This is a genomic window from Streptomyces zhaozhouensis, from assembly GCF_900230195.1.
GTDB classification, from domain to species: Bacteria; Actinomycetota; Actinomycetes; order Streptomycetales; family Streptomycetaceae; genus Streptomyces; species Streptomyces zhaozhouensis.
This window is the reverse complement of sequence record NZ_OCNE01000001.1, coordinates 44,544-61,685: the sequence shown is the minus strand read 5'-3', so window position 1 is coordinate 61,685 and position 17,142 is coordinate 44,544. Positions and strand designations below refer to the sequence as shown.

18 protein-coding genes and 1 pseudogene are annotated in these 17,142 nt (G+C 74.0%); 14 read left to right on the top strand and 5 right to left on the bottom strand.

All coding sequences use genetic code 11. The features are described from left to right. Positions 1-55 precede the first annotated feature (55 nt). Positions 56-382, bottom strand: a complete 327-nt coding sequence (locus tag CRP51_RS00340; RefSeq protein ID WP_097228861.1) for a DUF8820 family protein — start codon at positions 380-382, stop codon at positions 56-58. Positions 383-598: 216 nt separating this feature from the next. On the opposite strand from CRP51_RS00340, the gene CRP51_RS00335 reads away from it, so the two are divergent. From CRP51_RS00335 to CRP51_RS29265, 14 genes and pseudogenes are all read left to right on the top strand, one after another. Then, entirely contained in the window at positions 599-1,594 is a 996-nt protein-coding gene (locus tag CRP51_RS00335) for an STM4015 family protein (protein ID WP_097228860.1), read from the top strand. Between the two features lie 89 nt (positions 1,595-1,683). Next, the gene (locus CRP51_RS00330) at positions 1,684-2,652 is read left to right on the top strand and encodes an STM4015 family protein (protein ID WP_097228859.1); all 969 of its coding nucleotides are present in this window, start codon (positions 1,684-1,686) and stop codon (positions 2,650-2,652) included. A gap of 207 nt (positions 2,653-2,859) precedes the next feature. Beyond that, positions 2,860-4,068, top strand: a complete 1,209-nt coding sequence (locus CRP51_RS00325; protein ID WP_097228858.1) for an STM4014 family protein — start codon at positions 2,860-2,862, stop codon at positions 4,066-4,068. 52 nt (positions 4,069-4,120) lie between these two features. After that, positions 4,121-4,927, top strand: a complete 807-nt coding sequence (locus CRP51_RS00320) for an STM4013/SEN3800 family hydrolase (RefSeq protein WP_097229388.1) — start codon at positions 4,121-4,123, stop codon at positions 4,925-4,927. After that, positions 4,924-6,285 carry an STM4012 family radical SAM protein gene (locus tag CRP51_RS00315; protein ID WP_097228857.1) on the top strand — a complete coding sequence of 454 codons (1,362 nt, stop codon included), beginning with the start codon at positions 4,924-4,926 and terminating at the stop codon, positions 6,283-6,285. The genes CRP51_RS00320 and CRP51_RS00315 overlap by 4 nt, the downstream gene beginning before the upstream one ends. Before the next feature lie 5 nt (positions 6,286-6,290). Next, the gene (locus tag CRP51_RS00310; protein ID WP_097229387.1) at positions 6,291-7,217 is read left to right on the top strand and encodes an STM4011 family radical SAM protein; all 927 of its coding nucleotides are present in this window, start codon (positions 6,291-6,293) and stop codon (positions 7,215-7,217) included. Between the two features lie 74 nt (positions 7,218-7,291). Further along, positions 7,292-7,765 (top strand): annotated as a pseudogene (locus CRP51_RS00305) (MarR family winged helix-turn-helix transcriptional regulator); the annotation flags it as partial. Positions 7,766-8,097: 332 nt separating this feature from the next. Then, positions 8,098-8,979, top strand: a complete 882-nt coding sequence (locus tag CRP51_RS00300; RefSeq protein ID WP_097228855.1) for an STAS domain-containing protein — start codon at positions 8,098-8,100, stop codon at positions 8,977-8,979. Then, the gene (locus CRP51_RS00295) at positions 8,976-9,389 is read left to right on the top strand and encodes an STAS domain-containing protein (RefSeq protein WP_245880284.1); all 414 of its coding nucleotides are present in this window, start codon (positions 8,976-8,978) and stop codon (positions 9,387-9,389) included. Before CRP51_RS00300 ends, CRP51_RS00295 begins: the two co-directional genes overlap by 4 nt. Then, complete coding sequence (locus CRP51_RS00290) at positions 9,370-9,852, top strand: ATP-binding protein (RefSeq protein WP_439333096.1); 483 nt, start codon at positions 9,370-9,372, stop codon at positions 9,850-9,852. The genes CRP51_RS00295 and CRP51_RS00290 overlap by 20 nt, the downstream gene beginning before the upstream one ends. 7 nt (positions 9,853-9,859) lie before the next feature. Next, on the top strand, positions 9,860-10,894 hold the full coding sequence (locus CRP51_RS00285; protein WP_097228854.1) for an ATP-binding protein: 1,035 nt from the start codon (positions 9,860-9,862) through the stop codon (positions 10,892-10,894). Positions 10,895-10,898: 4 nt separating this feature from the next. Beyond that, a complete protein-coding gene (locus CRP51_RS00280; RefSeq protein ID WP_097228853.1) occupies positions 10,899-12,131 on the top strand; it encodes a PP2C family protein-serine/threonine phosphatase in 1,233 nt (410 codons plus the stop codon). Positions 12,132-12,172: 41 nt separating this feature from the next. Further along, a complete protein-coding gene (locus CRP51_RS29270; RefSeq protein WP_097228852.1) occupies positions 12,173-12,955 on the top strand; it encodes a RibD family protein in 783 nt (260 codons plus the stop codon). Beyond that, positions 12,952-13,581 carry a cytidine/deoxycytidylate deaminase family protein gene (locus CRP51_RS29265; RefSeq protein WP_097228851.1) on the top strand — a complete coding sequence of 210 codons (630 nt, stop codon included), beginning with the start codon at positions 12,952-12,954 and terminating at the stop codon, positions 13,579-13,581. Before CRP51_RS29270 ends, CRP51_RS29265 begins: the two co-directional genes overlap by 4 nt. 88 nt (positions 13,582-13,669) lie before the next feature. On the opposite strand, the gene thpD is transcribed toward CRP51_RS29265, so the two are convergent. The 4 genes from thpD to ectA form a co-directional block, all read right to left on the bottom strand. Beyond that, a complete protein-coding gene (gene thpD, locus CRP51_RS00265) occupies positions 13,670-14,569 on the bottom strand; it encodes an ectoine hydroxylase (RefSeq protein WP_097228850.1) in 900 nt (299 codons plus the stop codon). A gap of 19 nt (positions 14,570-14,588) precedes the next feature. After that, positions 14,589-14,984 carry an ectoine synthase gene (locus CRP51_RS00260; protein ID WP_097228849.1) on the bottom strand — a complete coding sequence of 132 codons (396 nt, stop codon included), beginning with the start codon at positions 14,982-14,984 and terminating at the stop codon, positions 14,589-14,591. A 125-nt stretch (positions 14,985-15,109) separates the two neighbouring features. Further along, complete coding sequence (gene ectB / locus CRP51_RS00255; protein ID WP_097228848.1) at positions 15,110-16,378, bottom strand: diaminobutyrate--2-oxoglutarate transaminase; 1,269 nt, start codon at positions 16,376-16,378, stop codon at positions 15,110-15,112. Between the two features lie 37 nt (positions 16,379-16,415). After that, positions 16,416-17,000 (bottom strand): diaminobutyrate acetyltransferase, encoded by a 585-nt coding sequence (gene ectA / locus CRP51_RS00250; RefSeq protein ID WP_097228847.1) that lies wholly within the window; start codon positions 16,998-17,000, stop codon positions 16,416-16,418. Positions 17,001-17,142: the final 142 nt, after the last annotated feature.

The window sequence follows — 17,142 nt, the reverse complement described above, 5'->3', positions numbered from 1 at the left end:
GCTCCGTCGTCCCGTCACTCACACACTCGTCTCGCGCTCCCGCCGGGGCTTCCCGCTAGTCGGCGACCAGCCGCACCGCGCCCGGCGCGTACTCCCGCTGCCGCACCACGTGGTACCAGCCGCGCGGCAGCGAGATCGCGTCGTGCTCCTCGTGCACCAGCCGCGCGCCCTCCGGCACGTGCAACAGCGCCGGCCCCGCCGGGTCCGAGGACCGCACCAGCCGGCCGGGGCCCACCACGGCGTGTGCGTGGCCCGTCGCCTCGCCCAGCGCGAGCACCAACCGCCCGCGCCCGTCGCGCGCCTCCGACTCCGCCTCACGCGCCCCCTCGGGAACCGCCTCCTCCGCCAACGGCACGATCAGCACGTCGCCCTGTCGATACATGGACACACCTCTCCCGCTCCCCGCCCCGGGCCGCCCCTCCGGCGTCCCGACGACCTTGGTGACGAACAGTAGGGGGAGCCACTGACAACGGCCTCCGGCGAAGGCCGTCGACCGTCGCGGCGTGCGGGACTGTCAGTGGCTGTTGATAGAACACCCTCGCCGTCCCCGCACGGGTCGGGGGCGGCGGTCACCCACGAGGACGAGGACACGCGCGACATGGCCATCTACGACCACATGGCGGAGTTCCACGGGCTGCCGATCTCCGACTGCGAGGACTTCCTGGACGGCGGACCGGTGGACCCCGCCTCCCTGCCGGCGCCCGGCGCGGTGGCGTGGCGGCTCCGGGTCGACCCCTTCGAGGAGTCGGCGGGCCCGCCGGACGTCCCGGAGGAGTGGGCGGGCTGGGGTGAGTGGCGCAAGCGGTTCGCCCGCTTTCTCGACGCGGTCGACCCGGGCGGGGTGCGGGCGCTGGTGGTCGGCGAGTGGGGCGAGGCCTACGAGACCGACGCCGGCGAGCCGATAGAGGCGATCGTCGAGGCGCGTGGCCGGTTGGCCTCGCTGCGGGCGGTGTTCGTGGGGGACATCGTGATGGAGGAGGCGGAGATCTCCTGGATCCAGCAGGGCCGGGTCACCGATCTGCTGGCCGCCTTCCCCGCGTTGGAGGAGCTGGGGGCGCGGGGCGGTTCGGAGCTGCGGTTCGAGGAGGTCAGGCACGCGGGGCTGCGGCGGCTGGTCGTCGAGACGGGCGGGATGCCGGCCGGGGCGGTGCGGGGCGTGGCCGGGAGCGAGTTCCCCGCCCTGGCCCATCTCGACCTGTGGCTGGGGACGCCGAACTACGGCGGGGACGCGTCGGTGGACGACCTGGCGCCGATCCTGTCGGGCGAACGGCTCCCGGCGCTGCGGCACCTGGCCCTGCGCAACAGCGAGATCCAGGACGCGGTGTGCGCGGCCGTGGCCTCGGCCCCGGTGGTCGCGCGGCTTGACTCGTTGGACCTGTCGATGGGCGTGCTGACCGACGAGGGGGCGTCGGCGCTGCTCACCGGCCAACCGCTCACGCACCTTCGGCGGTTGGACCTCTCGCACAACTACCTGAGCGAGGAGATGCGCGCCCGTCTGAGGGAGACCCTGGAGCCGGCCGGTGTCGAGCTCACCGTGGACGCCGGCGGCGCGAAAGGGGACGAGCGCTGGCGTTTCGTCGCGGTGGGGGAGTAGCCGTCCGCGATTGTCAGCGGGGCTTGGTAGAACATGCTTATCGCCCGTCACCCGGGTGAGCCCACACGACGACGAGGAGCGGGCGCGGCATGACCATTCACGGGCATCTGGAAGAGTTCCACGGACTGCCGGTCTTCGAGTTTCCGCAGCTCTCGCAGGGTCCGGTGGACCGCTCGTCGCTGCCGGCCGCCGACGCCGCCGCCTGGCGGATCACCGTCGGGTCCTACGACCCGGAGGAGCCGTGGGCGGACGCGTTCGCCCGCTTCCTCGACGCGGTCGACCCGGGCGGGGTGCGGGCGCTGGTGGTCGGCGCCTGGGGCGAGTCCTACGAGAACCACTCGACGGAGGTGCTGGCGGCGATCGTGGCGGCGCGGGACCGGTTGACCTCGCTGCGCGCGGTGTTCGTGGGGGACATCGTGATGGAGGAGTCGGAGATCTCCTGGATCCACCAGGGCCGGGTCACCGATCTCCTCGACGCCTTCCCCGAGTTGGAGGAGCTGGGGGTCAGGGGCGGCACCGACCTGGAGTTCGAGGAGGTCAAGCACGCGGGGCTGCGGAAGCTGGTCGTCGAGACCGGCGGGATGCCGGCGGCGGCCGTACGGGGCGTGGCCGGCGGCGAGTTCCCCGCGCTGACCCGTCTCGACCTGTGGCTGGGGACGCCGGACTACGGCGGGGACGCGTCGGTGGACGACCTGGCGCCGATCCTGTCGGGCGAACGGCTGCCGTCGTTGACCCACCTCGGGCTGTGCAACAGCGAGATCCAGGACGCGGTGTGCGCGGCCGTGGCCTCGGCCCCGGTGGTCGCGCGCCTGGAGGTGCTGGACCTGTCGATGGGCATCCTCACCGACGACGGCGCCGCGGCCCTCCTCAGCGGCCAACCCCTCACGCATCTGCGGGAGTTGGACCTCACTCACAACTACCTGAGCGACGCCATGCGCGCCCGCCTGACGGAGACCCTGTCGCCGGCGGACGTCGTTCTCCACCTGGACGCGGACGACGCGGAGCAGGAAGAGGAGGAGGACGGCACGATGTGGCGCTACGTGGCGGTGGGGGAGTAGCCGACACGGACTGTCAGTGGCACTTGGTAGAACATCCGTAGCGTCCGTCACGCGGTGAGCGCGCCGAGCGGACGGGGAACGACGAGGAACGGGGGCTCGGCATGAGCGCGTGCGCGTACGCGACGGGGTGCCACGGGACGTGCGCACCGGCGGTGGCCCGGCCCAGGGCGGGGGACTCGGAGCGGACGAGCCGCCTCGACGAGGGCGATCGCGGTGTCCGCGCCGGTGCGTAGCCCGGCGGCTCCCCGGTGGGCCGTCGTGGGGAATCCGGAGAACCGCCGGGTCGGCCTCTTCGCGCGGGCGGTCGAGGCCGTGGGGGACCCGCCGCCGCGGATCGTGCCGTGGGCGCGGGTGCTGCGTGAGGGTGGGCACGCGTTCGCCGACGACGAGGTGGTGCGGCTGGACTCGCCGGGGGAGGACGCCGAGGTCGACCGGCTGCTGCGGGACCTCGACGAGCCCACGCGGGTGGAGGGCACGGGGCTGTGGTACCGCAGACTGACGGCCGCCGTCGGCACGCTGCGCGGCGGGCTGCGGCTGGACGACCCGGACGAGTTGGCCGTCCTCTTCGACAAGCGGCTGTGCCACGCGCGGCTCGCCGCCGCCGGGGTTCCGGTGCCGCCGTCGGCCACCTCCGGAGCCGGCCGCCCGCTCGCCGGCTGGGAGGAAGTGAGGGCCGCCGCCGAGGAGTTGGAGGCGACCCGGTTCTTCGTCAAGCCCGCGCACGGCTCGTCGGCCTCCGGTGTGCTGGCCGTCGAGACCGCGCCGGGCGGCCGGGTGCGGGCGACGGTGCCGGTCGAGGTGACGCCGAGGGGAGACCTGCACAACACGCTGCGGGTGCGGCGGCTCGGCGACGAGCGGGCCATCGCCCGGATCGTCGACGCGCTCGCGCCGGACGGACTGCACGTCGAGCGCTGGATGCCCAAGGCGTCGCTCGACAGGCGGGCCGCCGACCTGCGGGTGGTGGTCGTCTCGGGCAGGGCCACCCACGCCGTCGTGCGCACCAGCCGGCTGCCGATGACCAACCTCCATCTCGGCGGCGCCCGGGGCGATCTCGCGGCCGTCCGCGCGCTGGCCGGAGAGAGCTGGCCGGAGGCGCTGGAGATCTGCGAGCGTGCCGCCGCCCGCTTCCCCGGCACGCTCTGCGTCGGCGTCGACCTGTTGCCGCTGGCCGGCTGGCGGGAGTTCGTCGTCGGCGAGGTCAACGCCTTCGGTGACCTGCTCCCCGGGCTGACCGGCCTGCCCGGCAGCGGGGCCGAGGGCCTGGACACCTACGGCGCCCAGGTCGCCGCCGTCCACCGCGCGCCGACCGACGCTCCGCACCGCCACCAGCCGAGGACCCAGCCGAAGAACCAGCCGAGGACCCAGCCGAGGACCCAGCCGAGGGACGACCCGAGGAGCGCCCATGCGCCACGCTGAGCGGCGGCGCCCCGACGCCGCCGAGGGCTCCGGGCACACCCCGGAGCCCGACATGAACGAGGTGGTCGGCCGCGACGACCTGCTGCTCCTCACCCTGGACACGCTGCGCTACGACGTGGCCGCCGAGTTGGCCGCCGCCGGCGAGCTGCCGGGGCTGGCGGCCCATCTGCCCGGCGGTGCCTGGGAGGAGCGGCACGCCCCCGGCAGCTTCACCTACGCCTCCCACCAGGCGATGTTCGCTGGCTTCCTGCCGACACCCGCCCGCCCGGGGCGTCACCCGCGGCTCTTCGCCGCCCGCTTCGCCGGCAGCGAGACCACCGCCGACGGCACCTTCGTCTTCGACGCGCCCGATCTGCCCACCGCGCTCGCCGCGCGCGGCTACCACACGGTCTGCGTCGGCGGCGTCGGCTTCTTCAACCGACGGGGCGCGCTGGGCCGGGTGCTGCCCGGCATGTTCGCCGAGAGCCACTGGGAGCCGGAGTTCTCCGTGACCTCCCCGACCTCGTTCGAGGCGCAGGTCGCCAGGGTCGAGGAGATCGTCGGCCGACTGCCGCGCGAGCGGCGGCTGTTCGTCTTCCTCAACGTCTCGGCGCTGCACCAGCCCAACTGGTTCCATCTCCCCGGCGCCACGAGCGAGAGCGGCGACAGCCGCGCCAGCCACGCGGCGGCGCTGCGCTACGTCGACCGCCACGTGGGCCGGCTCTTCGCCGCGATGCGCGCGCGTCGCCGGTGCTTCGCCATCGTCACCTCCGACCACGGCACGGCCTACGGCGAGGACGGCTACACCGGCCACCGCGTCGGCCATCCGACGGTGTGGACCGTTCCCTACCGCCACTTCTTCCTGGAGCCGCCGGCATGACCACCACCGCGGCGCCCGCGCGCCCCTACCAGCACTATGTCTACGCCTACCCGCACAAGACGGCCTACCGCCCGCTGCCCGAGCGGCCCGCGCTGGCCGACGTGTGGGCGGGGGAGCCGCGTGACGCGCTCTCGTTCTACGCGCACGTCCCGTTCTGCGAGGTGCGCTGCGGCTTCTGCAACCTCTTCACCCGGGTCGGCGCCCCCGAGGGGCTGACGGGCCGCTACCTCGACGCGCTGGAGCGGCAGGCCCGCGCGGTGCGGGAGGCGCTCGGCGAGGAGGCGCCGGTGCGGTTCGCCAACGCGGCGTTCGGCGGCGGCACCCCGACCTTTCTGGAGGCGGCGGAGCTGACCCGGCTGTGCGACATCGCCGAGCGGCTGATGGGCGTCGACCTGCGCGCCGTCCCCTTCTCCGTCGAGGCGTCGCCGGCGACCGCGACGGCCGACCGGCTGGCGGTGCTGGCCGAGCGGGGCGCCACCCGGCTCAGCCTCGGCGTGCAGACCTTCGTCGAGGCCGAGGCGCGGGCGGCGGTGCGCCCTCAGCGGCGGGCCGACGTGGAGGCGGCGCTCGGCAGGATCAGGGACGCCGCGCTGCCGGTGCTCAACATCGATCTCATCTACGGCATCGAGGGGCAGACGGCGGCCAGTTGGCGCCGGTCGCTGGACGCGGCGCTCGCCTGGCGGCCCGAGGAGATCTATCTCTACCCGCTCTATGTCCGCCCGTTGACCGGCCTCGGCCGGCAGGGCCGCGCCGGCGGCACCGGGGAGGCGCCCGACGCCGACCTCGCCTGGGACCGCGAGCGGCTGGCGCGCTACCGGGAGGGCAGGGACCATCTGCTCTCCCTCGGCTACGAGCAGCGCTCGATGCGGATGTTCCGCCGGGCCGACGCCCCCGCGCAGGGCCCCGACGACTACGCCTGCCAGACCGACGGCATGATCGGCCTGGGCTGCGGCGCCCGTTCCTACACCTCCTCGCTGCACTACGCGTTCGACTACGCCGTCGCCATGCCCGAGGTGCGCGGCATCATCGACGCCTACACCGCCACCCGCGACTTCTCCCGCGCCGTCCACGGCCGGGCCGTCGACGGGGACGAGGCCCGCCGGCGTCATCTGCTCCAGTCGCTGCTCCAGGCCGCGGGGCTGCCGGTCGTCGAGTACCGGGAGCGGTTCGGCACCACCCCCGAGGAGGACTTCCCGCGCGAGCTGGCCGAGTTGGTCGAGCGCGGCTGGCTCGCCGAGGAGGACGAGGGACGGACGCTGCGGCTGACCCCCGAGGGGTTGGCGCACTCCGACGCCGTCGGCCCGCCGTTCTTCTCGCCGGCCGTCCGCGCGGCGATGGCCGACCACGAGCTGAGGTGACGTCCGTGCACCTGACCGTCCTCTACCGGGGCCCGCTCGCCTCGTGCGACTACGACTGCCCCTACTGCCCGTTCGCCAAGCGCCGCGACTCCCCGGCGCGGCTCCGCGCCGACCGGGCCGCGCTGGAGCGGTTCACCGGCTGGGCCGTCTCCCGCCCCGAGGAGCGGCTCTCGGTCCTCTTCACCCCCTGGGGCGAGGGACTGACGCGCTCCTGGTACCGGCGAGCGCTCGTCGAGCTGTCGCACGCCCCCGGCGTCGCGCGGGTCGCGATCCAGACCAACCTCAGCTGCCGCACCGGCTGGCTCGCCGACGCCGACCGGGAGACGCTGGCGCTCTGGTGCACCTACCACCCGGGGCAGACGCCGCACGAGCGGTTCCTGGCCAGGACCCGCGAACTGGCCGAGCTGGGCGTCCGGTTCAGCGTCGGCGTCGTCGGGCTGCCCGAGCATCTGGCCGCCGCGCGCCGGCTGCGCGCCGAGCTGCCCGCGCACGTCTACCTCTGGATCAACGCGGCCGAAGGCCACCGCTACGACGACGCCGAGGCCGCCCGGTGGGCCGAGATCGACCCGCTCTTCCCGTTCAGCCGCGACCCGCACCGCTCCGCCGGGCGCCCCTGCCGGACCGGTGAGACGGTGGTCTCCGTGGACGGCGAGGGCACGGTGCGCCGCTGCCACTTCGTCGCCGACGAGCTGGGCAGCCTCTACGACGGCTCCTACCGCGCCGCACTCGCGCCGCGCCCCTGTCCGCTCGCGGTCTGCGACTGCCACATCGGCTATGTCCACCTGGAGTCGCTGCCGCTCTACGACGCCTTCGCCGGCGGCGTGCTGGAGCGGGTGCCGACGGCCGCCGCCCTCGCCGCCCCGCCCCCGGTGCCCGGTCGGCGGACGCTGCCGCTGCTGTCGGAGTCCGCGTGTCCGACCGGCGCCGGTTGACAGCCGGCGGTCGCCGGGTGACGGAGGTCGACCGAGTGGTGACAAGGAGCGAACGCCGGTGCCAGAGTAAGAGGGTGACGCCGCCCCCGCGCTCCACCCCGGACGCAGCCCGCGCGGCCTCCGAGCTGGTCGAGCTGCTGGAGGTGCTGTGGGAACGAGGGCGCGACGCGGCGTCCCCCGCGCCGGTCTCCCCCTCGCAACTGCGGGTCCTGCACGTGCTGGAGCGCGAGGAGGGGATCAACCTGCGTGGTCTGGGCGAGGTGTTGGGCGCCGCGCCGTCCTCGGTGAGCAGGCTGTGCGACCGGCTCCAGGCGCTCGGCTATGTCGAGCGCGAGCAGAGCCCGGCGAGCCGCCGCGAGCTGCAGCTGTCGTTGACGCCGGGCGGGCGGGCGTTCCTCGCCGAGCTGCGGGGGCGCAGGGAGCGTGCGTTGGAGGCGGCGATAGCCGCCATGGCGCCGGGCGCGCGCCGGGCGCTCGTCGAGGGGCTCGCCGGCTTCCGGGCCGCCGTGGAGCGCGTCCCGCCCGATGCCGCGGCCCCGGAAGGGCCCCGGGCCGCGGGCGTCCCGCCGGACCGCGCGCCCCGCGACGACGCGGCCGCCCGGCCTCCCACCTCCCGTTTCTCCACCGAGCCTGCCCCGTGGGGGGACCGCGCCGAGGGCCCGCCCGGTCCCCGTACGCTCGGGGGGCGCGTCGGAACCTCCGAGGCCACGGCGGGATAACGACCGGCGCCGCGGTGGCCGTTCGGGTTACGGCGGCAGGGCGGGGAAGGCTAAAGTTTGCCGAGCGGCAACTATGGGCTTTTCACACGTCGATGACATCCCAGGACGCCTCGGGGGGAAGGGCGGAGCGCCGGTGCGACCGCGGTACGAGAGGGTTTGATGTGAGTGCCATCGAGTCGGCGGGACGGGCCCGGGTGGCCCGCGCCCTGCGCGACCACGAAGCGGAGATCGCGGAGAACTGGATCAACCTCCAGGTCGAGCAGGACGTCCTGGTCGCCGGCATCGGTGAGGGCGAGCTCAGGGGCGAGGCCGACCAGCTGGTCGCCTCCCTGCGCGGCGCGCTGGCCGACGAGCAGCTGCCGACCGCCCGGCTCGCCGGGGAACACGCCGAGCTGCGCCGCACCCTGGCCGACCTCTCCCTGCGCCGCGCGCGCGGCGGCGCGACCCCGGCGGCCATCTCGCTCGCCGTCCTCGCGCTGAAGGACGTGGTGCTGGAGATCCTGCGCCGCTCCACGCGCGACGCGACCGAGCTGTTCGAGGCGGCCGTGGTGCTCAACCGCGTGCTGGACGCCGGCGGCATCCTCGCGTTCGACCAGTACGTGGCGACCCGCGAGGAGATCATCAGCCGGCAGAGCCGTCAGCTGATGGAGCTGTCCACCCCCGTCGTCCGCCTCTGGCGCCACGTGTTGGCCGTGCCGCTGATCGGCACGCTGGACACCAGCCGCACCCAGGTCGTGATGGAGAGCCTGCTCCAGTCGATCAAGGACGACGAGGCGCAGGTCGCCATCATCGACATCACCGGTGTCGCCGCCGTCGACACCTCGGTGGCGCACCACCTGATGCAGACCGTCGCCGCCGTGCGGCTGATGGGCGCGGACTGCGTGATCAGCGGCATCCGCCCGCCGATCGCCCAGACCATCGCCCAGCTGGGCGTCGACCTCTCCGCCATCCTGACCCGCGCCACCCTCGCCGACGCCCTCGCCGCCGCCCTGCGGATCACCGGCGACGCCCCGCTGCCGGCCGGCGTGGGGGTCGGCTCGTGACCGGGGTGCGCCGCGCGACCGGCGTGCCGATCCTGCGCCTCGGCGACGTGCTGGTCACGGGGCTGCTGGAGGAACTGGACGACCGGTCGGCGACGGCGTTCCTCGACGAGCTGACCGAACGCATCACCGCCGAGGGCGCCACGGGCGTGCTGATCGACATCTCCCGGCTGACGATCATCGACTCGTTCGTGGCCCGCACCCTGAGCGAACTGACCACCACCGCCCGACTCCTGGGCACCCGGGTCATCGTCGCGGGGATGCGGCCGCCCGTCGCCATCACCCTCGTCGAGCTGGGGCTGCGGCTGGACGGCGTGGAGACCGCGCTCACCGCAGAACGCGGAATGGCCGCCCTGGGCTGGTTCCGCACCGCGTCTTCCCAGGAGGTCGGGCATGGCGACCATGCCGGATGAGCCGTCCGTGCGGCTGGCCAGCCGGCAGGCGCCGCCGTTCGCCGGACCGCCGGGGCCGGTGACCAGTCGCAGCGAGCATCCGGTCCGCGTCGAGGAGGACCTGATGGAGGCGCGGCACGCGGTGCGCGCCGCGGCCCTCGCCGTCGACCTCGGTCTGGTCGACCAGACCCGGGTCGTCACCGCCGCCAGCGAACTGGTGCGCAACGCCTACATCCACGGCGGCGGCGGTGTCCTGGTCATCGAGCAGCTCAGCCGCAAGGGCGGGCGCGGCATCCGGCTGACCGTCAGCGACGAGGGGCCCGGCATCCCCGACCTGGACGCCGCGTTGAACGACGGCTTCAGCACCGGCGCCGGGCTCGGCCACGGCCTCGGCGGCGCCCGGCGCCTGATGCACGAGTTCGACGTCGAGTGCCCGCCGGGCGGCGGCACCACCGTCCGCGTCACCCGCTGGGCGACGGGGTAACGCGCGGGTGACCGGCCCTCCACCGTCCCGGGTCACCCGGCAGGTGCGCGTCGACCACGTCTCGGCCGTGCACCTCGCCGTCACCGAGGCCCGCGCGCTGGCGGGGGCGCTCCGACTGCCGGGCGCGCTGCCGGAGAAGGCGGCGGTCCTCGCCAGCGAACTGGCCACCAACCTCGACAAGCACGCCCGCGCCGGCGTGCTCTACCTCCAGCCGCTGCCCCGGGGCGGCGGCCTCGAACTGACGGCCGCCGACCACGGCCCCGGCATCGCCGACGTGCGCGCCGCGCTCGCCGACGGTTTCTCCACCGCGGGCACCCTCGGCAGCGGACTCGGCGCGGTCCGCAGGATCGCCGACACCCTGACCCTCCACTCCGACCCGGACGGCACCCTGGTCCGCGCCACCCTCACCGCGCCCGGGGCGCGGGAGTCCGAGCCGCTCGGCGCGATCTGCCTGCCGGCCGCCCCGGACGACGCGGCCGAACCCGGGGGCGCGCGCGGCGAACGGGAGGAGCCGTGCTGCGGCGACGCGTTCGCCGTGCGGGAGACGCCGGACGGCCCCACGGTCGCGCTCGTCGACGCGCTGGGCCACGGCCCCGAGGCCCAACGGGCCGCCGAGACCGCGCTGGCCGTCTTCGACGAGGACCCGTCGCTGCCGCTCACCGAGCTGCTCACGCGCCAGCACCGCGCGCTGCGCCGTTCGCGCGGCGCCGCCGTCGCGCTGCTGCGGCTGGGCGCCGAGGAGGCCGCGTTCGCGGCCGTCGGCAACGTGCGGCTGGTGCGGATCGGTCTGGGACGGCCGCACGGCGGGCCGGCCGGACCGCCGGGCATCGTCGGCTACACCCTGCCGCGGCTGGTCGCCCACCGGCTGCCGCGCGTGCCGGGGGAGACGCTGCTGCTGCACACCGACGGCATCGACCCCGGCTGGCACCGCGCGCCCGCCGCCGGGCCGCCCCGGCTGCCGCCGACCCTGCTCGCCCCGTTTCTCGCCCATCGCCACCGACGGGTCCGCGATGACGCGGCGGTCGTCGCCATCCCCACGTGAGGTCATGAACAGCAAGGACAGCAACCGCTTCGCCGACCTCGACGCGCTGCGTCGGGCCGTGCGGCAGATCGCCAGACGCCACGGCCTGCCCGTCGACCTGCGTGCCCGGCTGGTCGTCTCGGTCAGCGCCGTCGCCGGCGTGGAGTTGGCCGCCGGGCGCCCCGTCACGCTGGAGAGCACCCTGCGCCGCGCCGCCGCGCGCCCGCCGTTGCTCACCGTCGCCTGCCGCTGGGCGGACCACGAGACCGTGCCCGACCTGGCCGAACTCCCGCTGCCCGCCGAGGTGGGCGACGACGGCTCCGTCCGCTGGGAGCTGCCGGTGACCTGGCGGGAGCGCCCGGGGCGGGAGGGCCCCGAGGACGAGGCGCTGGAACACGAGCTCCAGCACGCGCTGGCCAGGGCCGACGCCCTCGCCGCCGACCACCGCCGCCTCAAGCACGAGCTCTCCGAGACCAACAGCGGGGTGCTCGCCCTCTACGTGCAGCTGGAGGAGCGCGACGAACGGCTGCGCCGCGCCCACGGCAAGACCCTGCGGGAGCTGGAGGACGCCCTGCGGCCGCCGCCCGTCGAGGTCGCGGGCGTCGAGATGGCCGTGCACTACGCGCCGGCCGGCACCGACGCGCCCACCGGCGGCGACCTCTACGACTGGTTCACGCTGCCGGACGGCTCGCTCCACATCACCGTCGTCGACGCCCTCGGCCACGGCGTGACCAGCACCCGCTCCGCGCTCAACGTGACCCACGCGGTGCGCACCCTCGTCCTGGAGGGGCACCGGCTGGACCGGGTGGTGGCCCGCACCGACGAGGTGCTGCACCCGTTCGACCCGGCGCTGATGGCGACGTTGCTGCTGGTGCGGATCGACCCGGCCAGCGGCGAGGTCACGCTCGCCAACGGCAGCCACCCGCCGGCCCTGGTGCTGCGCCGGGACGGGCGGCACGGCTATCTCGACCTGAAGGGGCGCGGCATCGGCTTCCCGATGGCCGGCAGCGACGAGATGCTCACGACCCGGCTGGACCCCGGCGACCTGCTGCTCCTCTACACGGACGGGCTGACGGAGAGCCGGAAGAACCCGCTGGAGGGCGAGGCCAGGCTGGTCGAGGCCGCCGCCCGGGCCACGGGCCTGCCGATCGCCGCGATCCCCGGCCGGCTCGCCGAGGAGATGCACACGGTCATCCTGCACCCGGACGACACCCTGGCCCTGGCGATCCGCCGCACCGCGCCGCCGGCCGTCCCGTGAACCCGCGCCCGCACGCCGCCGCGCCGACTACCGTGTGCGGGATGCGACGCCCCGACCCCGACCGCGCCCCCGACCCCGCGCGAGACCGCGCCGCCGCCCGCCCGAGGGTGCTGCTCTCCTGCGCGACCTCGATCGACGGGTTCCTCGACGACCGCACCGACCGCCGGCTGGTGCTCTCCGGTGCCGAGGACCTGGACCGGGTGGACGCGGTGCGGGCCGCCTCGGACGCGATCCTGGTCGGGGCGGCCACGGTCCGCGCCGACGACCCCCGGCTGCTGGTGCGTTCCGCCGCACGCCGCGCCGCCCGCGAGGCCGCGGGGCTGCCGGCCGACCCGGCCCGGGTGGTGCTGACCGGCAGCGGCCGACTCGACCCCGGCGCCCGGGTGTTCACCGTGGGCGGCGGGGAGCGGCTGGTCTACTGCCCCGCGACGCGGCTGCCGGGCGCGGTGGCCGCGCTCGGCGGCGCGGCCACCGTGGTGGCCGGCGGTGACCCGCTCGACCTGCCCCGCGTCCTGGCGGACCTGCGCGGACGCGGGGTGCGCCGGCTGATGGTGGAGGGCGGCGGCGAGATCCACACGGCGTTTCTCTCCGCCGGCCTCGTCGACGAACTGCACCTGGTCGTGGCGCCGTTCCTGCTGGGCGAGGCGGGCCGGCCGCGCTTCACCCGGCCGGTCGCCTTCCCCCAGGGGCCCGAGCGCCCGATGCGACTGGCCGAGACCCGTCGGCTGGGGGAGTGCGTGCTGCTCCGCTATCTGACCGGCCCGGCGAGCGGGACCCCGGGGGAACCCGTCGGCGCCCCCGGCGTGGAAGGGACGACGGCATGAACACGCACTACCCGACCGAGGGGCCGCCGCCGCCCGAGGAGCGGCGCCGCCGGCTGCGCGAGACGCTGGAGCTGGCCCGCCGCAGCCCGCCCAGCCCGACCGCGTTCGCGGTGGGCGCGGTGATCGTCGCGGCCGACGGCACCCGGATGGCCACGGGCTACTCGCGCGAGACCCACCCCACCGACCACGCCGAGGAGGCCGCGCTCGCCAAGCTCGCCGCCGACGACCCCCGGCTGGTCGGCGCCGTCCTCTACAGCTCGCTCGAACCCTGCGGCCAGCGTGCCTCCCGCCCCACGACCTGCGCGGAGCTGATCATCGCCGCCGGCATCCCCACCGTGGTCTACGCCTGGCGCGAGCCTCCGCTCTTCGTGACGGCGGCGGGCGACCACCGGTTGCGCGCCGCCGGGGTGACCGTTCTGGAGGAGCCGGCGCTCGCCGCCGAGGCGCGCGAGATCAACCGCGCGCTGTTCCGGAAGCCGGAGCCGGAGCCCGAGTCGGAGGCCGAGCCCGAGCCGAAGCCGGAGTTCGAAACCGAGCCAGAGCCGGAGCCCGAGCCCGAGCCCGACGCGGCGTCCGGGCCGGCACCGGCGCCGCCGGCCCGCCCCGACGCCCAGGACCATCCCTGAGCGACGGCGGCCCGCACGGGAAAACCCCGGTACCCAGGGCCCGCCTCACCTGGGCGGACCCCGGGCACCGGGGCAGAGGGACGCGCGGTCAGCGCACCGGGGTGAAGTCCCGCGCGCCGATGAAGCTCGGCCGGCGCACCGGGGCGGCGAACGGCTCGACCGCCGCGTTCTCCACGCTGTTGAAGACGATGAACACGTTGCTGCGCGGATAGGGCGTGATGTTGTCGCCGGAGCCGTGCATACAGTTGCAGTCGAACCAGGTCGCCGACCCGGCCTTCCCCGTGAAGAGGCGGATGCCGTGCCGGTCGGCGAACCCGGTCAGGGCCTCGTCGGACGGGATGCCTGCGTCCTGCATCTGGAGGGACTTCTTGTAGTTGTCCTTCGGCGTCTCACCCGCGCACCCGAGGAAGGTCAGGTGCGACCCGGGCATGATCATCAGCCCACCGTTGGTGTCGTAGTTCTCGGTGAGCGCGATCGAGACCGAGACGGTCCGCATCCGGGAGAGCCCGTCCTCCGCGTGCCATGTCTCGAAGTCCGAGTGCCAGTAGAAGCCGCTCGCCCCGAACCCCGGCTTGACGTTGATCCGGCTCTGGTGGACGTAGACGTCCGAGCCGAGGATCTGCCGGGCGCGGTCGACGACCCGCGGATCACGGACCAGACCGGCGAAGACCTCGCTGATCCGGTGCACCTCGAACACCGACCTGATCTCGCCCGACTTGGGCTCCACGACGGAGCGCTCGTCGGCGCGCACCCCGGGGTCGGTCACCAGGCGGTCCAGCTCCGCCCGGTAGGTGGCGACCTCTTCGGGAGTGATCAACTGGTCGATGGCCGCGAAGCCGTCCCGCTCGAACGAGCCCAACTCGTCGCCGCTGAACGGCCCTGAGGTTCCCGGCTCGGACCACACCACCGGGTCCTGCCGGGGGGTGGCCACCTCGGTGGCCCCGCGGGTCGGGTACAGGTCTGCGGTGCGTTCGGGTGCGGTGGTCATAGTGCTCCCTTCGTATCGATCAGGCTTCGGTCAGCAGCGGGTAGACCCCGTTCTCATCGTGGTCCTCCCGGCCGGTGACCGGGGGGTTGAACACGCACAGCACACGGAAGTCCGTCTTCGGGCGGACGGTGTGCCGCTCGTGGCCGTTCAGCAGGTAGATGGTGCCCGGCTTGATCAGGTGCTTCTCGCCGGTCTCCTCGTTGGTCAGCTCCGCCTCGCCCTCGACGCAGAAGACCGCCTCGATGTGGTTGGCGTACCACATTGTGGTCTCGGTACCCGCGTAGAGCACCGTCTCGTGGAAGGAGAACCCGACGCCTTCCTTGGCGAGCAGCAGTCGCTTGCTCCGCCAGGTGCCGGAGGCGGACTTCACGTCGCGGTCGGTTCCCTCGATGTCGCTGAGCGATCGAACGATCACGTTGGTGCGCTTCCTTTCCTCTGTGGATTTCCGTGTCCCGGTGGTGGACCCCGGCGGACCGGTGGTGGTCCAAGGGGACGGCGCCCCCCGACTCGCGGGGGACGCCGGTGGGGTCCTCGGGTGGGTCAGTCGGTCTCGCGTACGGCCCTGGTGAGCACGCGCAGGCCCTCGTCCAGCTCCTCGGGCGTGGCGGTCAGCGCCGGCAGCAGCTTGACGACCTCGCTCTGCGGGCCGGAGGTCTCGACCAGCATCCCCAGCTCGAAGGCGCGCTGGCAGACCCGGCGCGCGCGGTCGGCCTCGTCGAAGGTGAGCCCCCAGACCATGCCGCGCCCCCGGTAGCTCGCGCCGGCGTGCGCGTGCTCCACGGCCAGCGCGCTGAGGGCGTTCTCGATCTGCTCGCCCCTGGCGAGGGTCTGCTTCTCCATCTGGCCGTCCGCCCAGTAGGTGTTGAGCGTGGCGGAGGCGGTGACGAAGGCCGGGTTGTTGCCCCGGAAGGTGCCGTTGTGCTCGCCCGGCTCCCACACGTCCAGCTCGGGGCGGAAGAGGCACAGCGACATCGGCAGACCGTAGCCGCTGATGGACTTGGAGACGGTGACGATGTCGGGGACGATGCCGGACTCCTCGAACGAGAAGAAGGCGCCGGTCCGGCCGCAGCCCATCTGGATGTCGTCGACGATCAGCAGCATGTCGTGGCGCTTGCACAGGTCGGCCAGCGCGCGCAGCCACTCCGGACGGGCGACGTTGACGCCGCCCTCGCCCTGCACGGTCTCCACGATGACGGCGGCGGGCTGGTTGAGCCCGGAACCGGTGTCCTCCAGCAGCCGCTCGAACCAGATGAAGTCCGGGGTCTGCCCGTCCAGGTAGTCGTCGAACGGCATCGGCGTGCCGTGCACCAGCGGGATGCCGGCGCCGGCCCGCTTGAACGCGTTGCCCGTCACGGCCAGCGCGCCGAGCGACATGCCGTGGAAGCCGTTGGTGAACGAGACGATCGACTCCCGGCCCTTCACCTTGCGGGCCAGCTTCAGCGCCGACTCGACGGCGTTGGCGCCGGTCGGGCCGGGGAACATCACCTTGTGGTCCATGTCCCTGGGGACCAGCACCACGTCGCGGAGGGTCTCCAGGAAGGCGCGCTTGGCCGTGGTGGACATGTCCAGGCCGTGGGTGACGCCGTCGCGCTCCAGGTAGTCGATGAGGGCGCGTTTGAGGACCGGGTTGTTGTGGCCGTAGTTCAGCGACCCGGCGCCCATGAAGAAGTCGAGATAGGTGTGGCCGTCCTCGTCGTACAGGTAGCTGCCGCGCGAGCGGTCGAAGACCGTCGGCCAGTTGCGGCAGTAGCTGCGCACCTCGGACTCCAGGGTCTCGAAGATGCTCAGGTCGGGCTGGGTGATGGTCACAGCGGATCTCCAGGTGAGGCGAAGAGTGGTCGTCGGGTCAGCGCGCGGCGGCGACGTCGGGGACGCGGATCGGGCCGATCCGGTACAGCACTTCGGGCTGGTGGCCGCTCTCGGGGAACGCCTGGCTGTCGAAGAGCACCTCGCGCCGTACGGAGGCCAGGTGCCGTTCGGCGAAGGCGGCGAACAGCCGGTTGGAGGCGGTGTTGTCCGGTGTGACGGTGGTCTCGATGGTGGTCACCCCCAGCTCCTCGCCCGTCCGGCGGGCCAGGGCGTCGAGCATCGCGGCGGCGAGGCCGCGTCCCCGCTGTGCGTGGTCGACGGCGACCTGCCAGATGAGCAGGGTCGCCGGAGCGTCAGGGCGGACGTATCCGGTGATGAAGCCGACCGGTTCGCCCGACGCGTCTCTGGCCACGATAGAGGTGCCGGCGTAGTCACGGCACCACAGCAGGTAACTGTACGAAGAGTTCAGGTCAAGAACGCGGGAGTCCTTGGCGATCCGCCAGAGGATGGCCCCGTCCGCCAACTGTGGTGTGTCGAGCGTGAGCCCGTTTCCTTGTTCCACTGTCCCGGCTATTTCCTGGTAATCGACGGCACGTGCATGGTCTGCTTGTGCGGGGGTCATGCGAATTGAATTTACCCAGCATGAGTGGAAAATGCATCGCCGGGCGGGGTTAACGAGGGTGGGGGAGATGTGTTACGCGCGCGCGTGGGTCGGCCGGGGAGGCTCGGCGAAACGAGGCGGTTTGTCCGTTAGTTACCGGGCA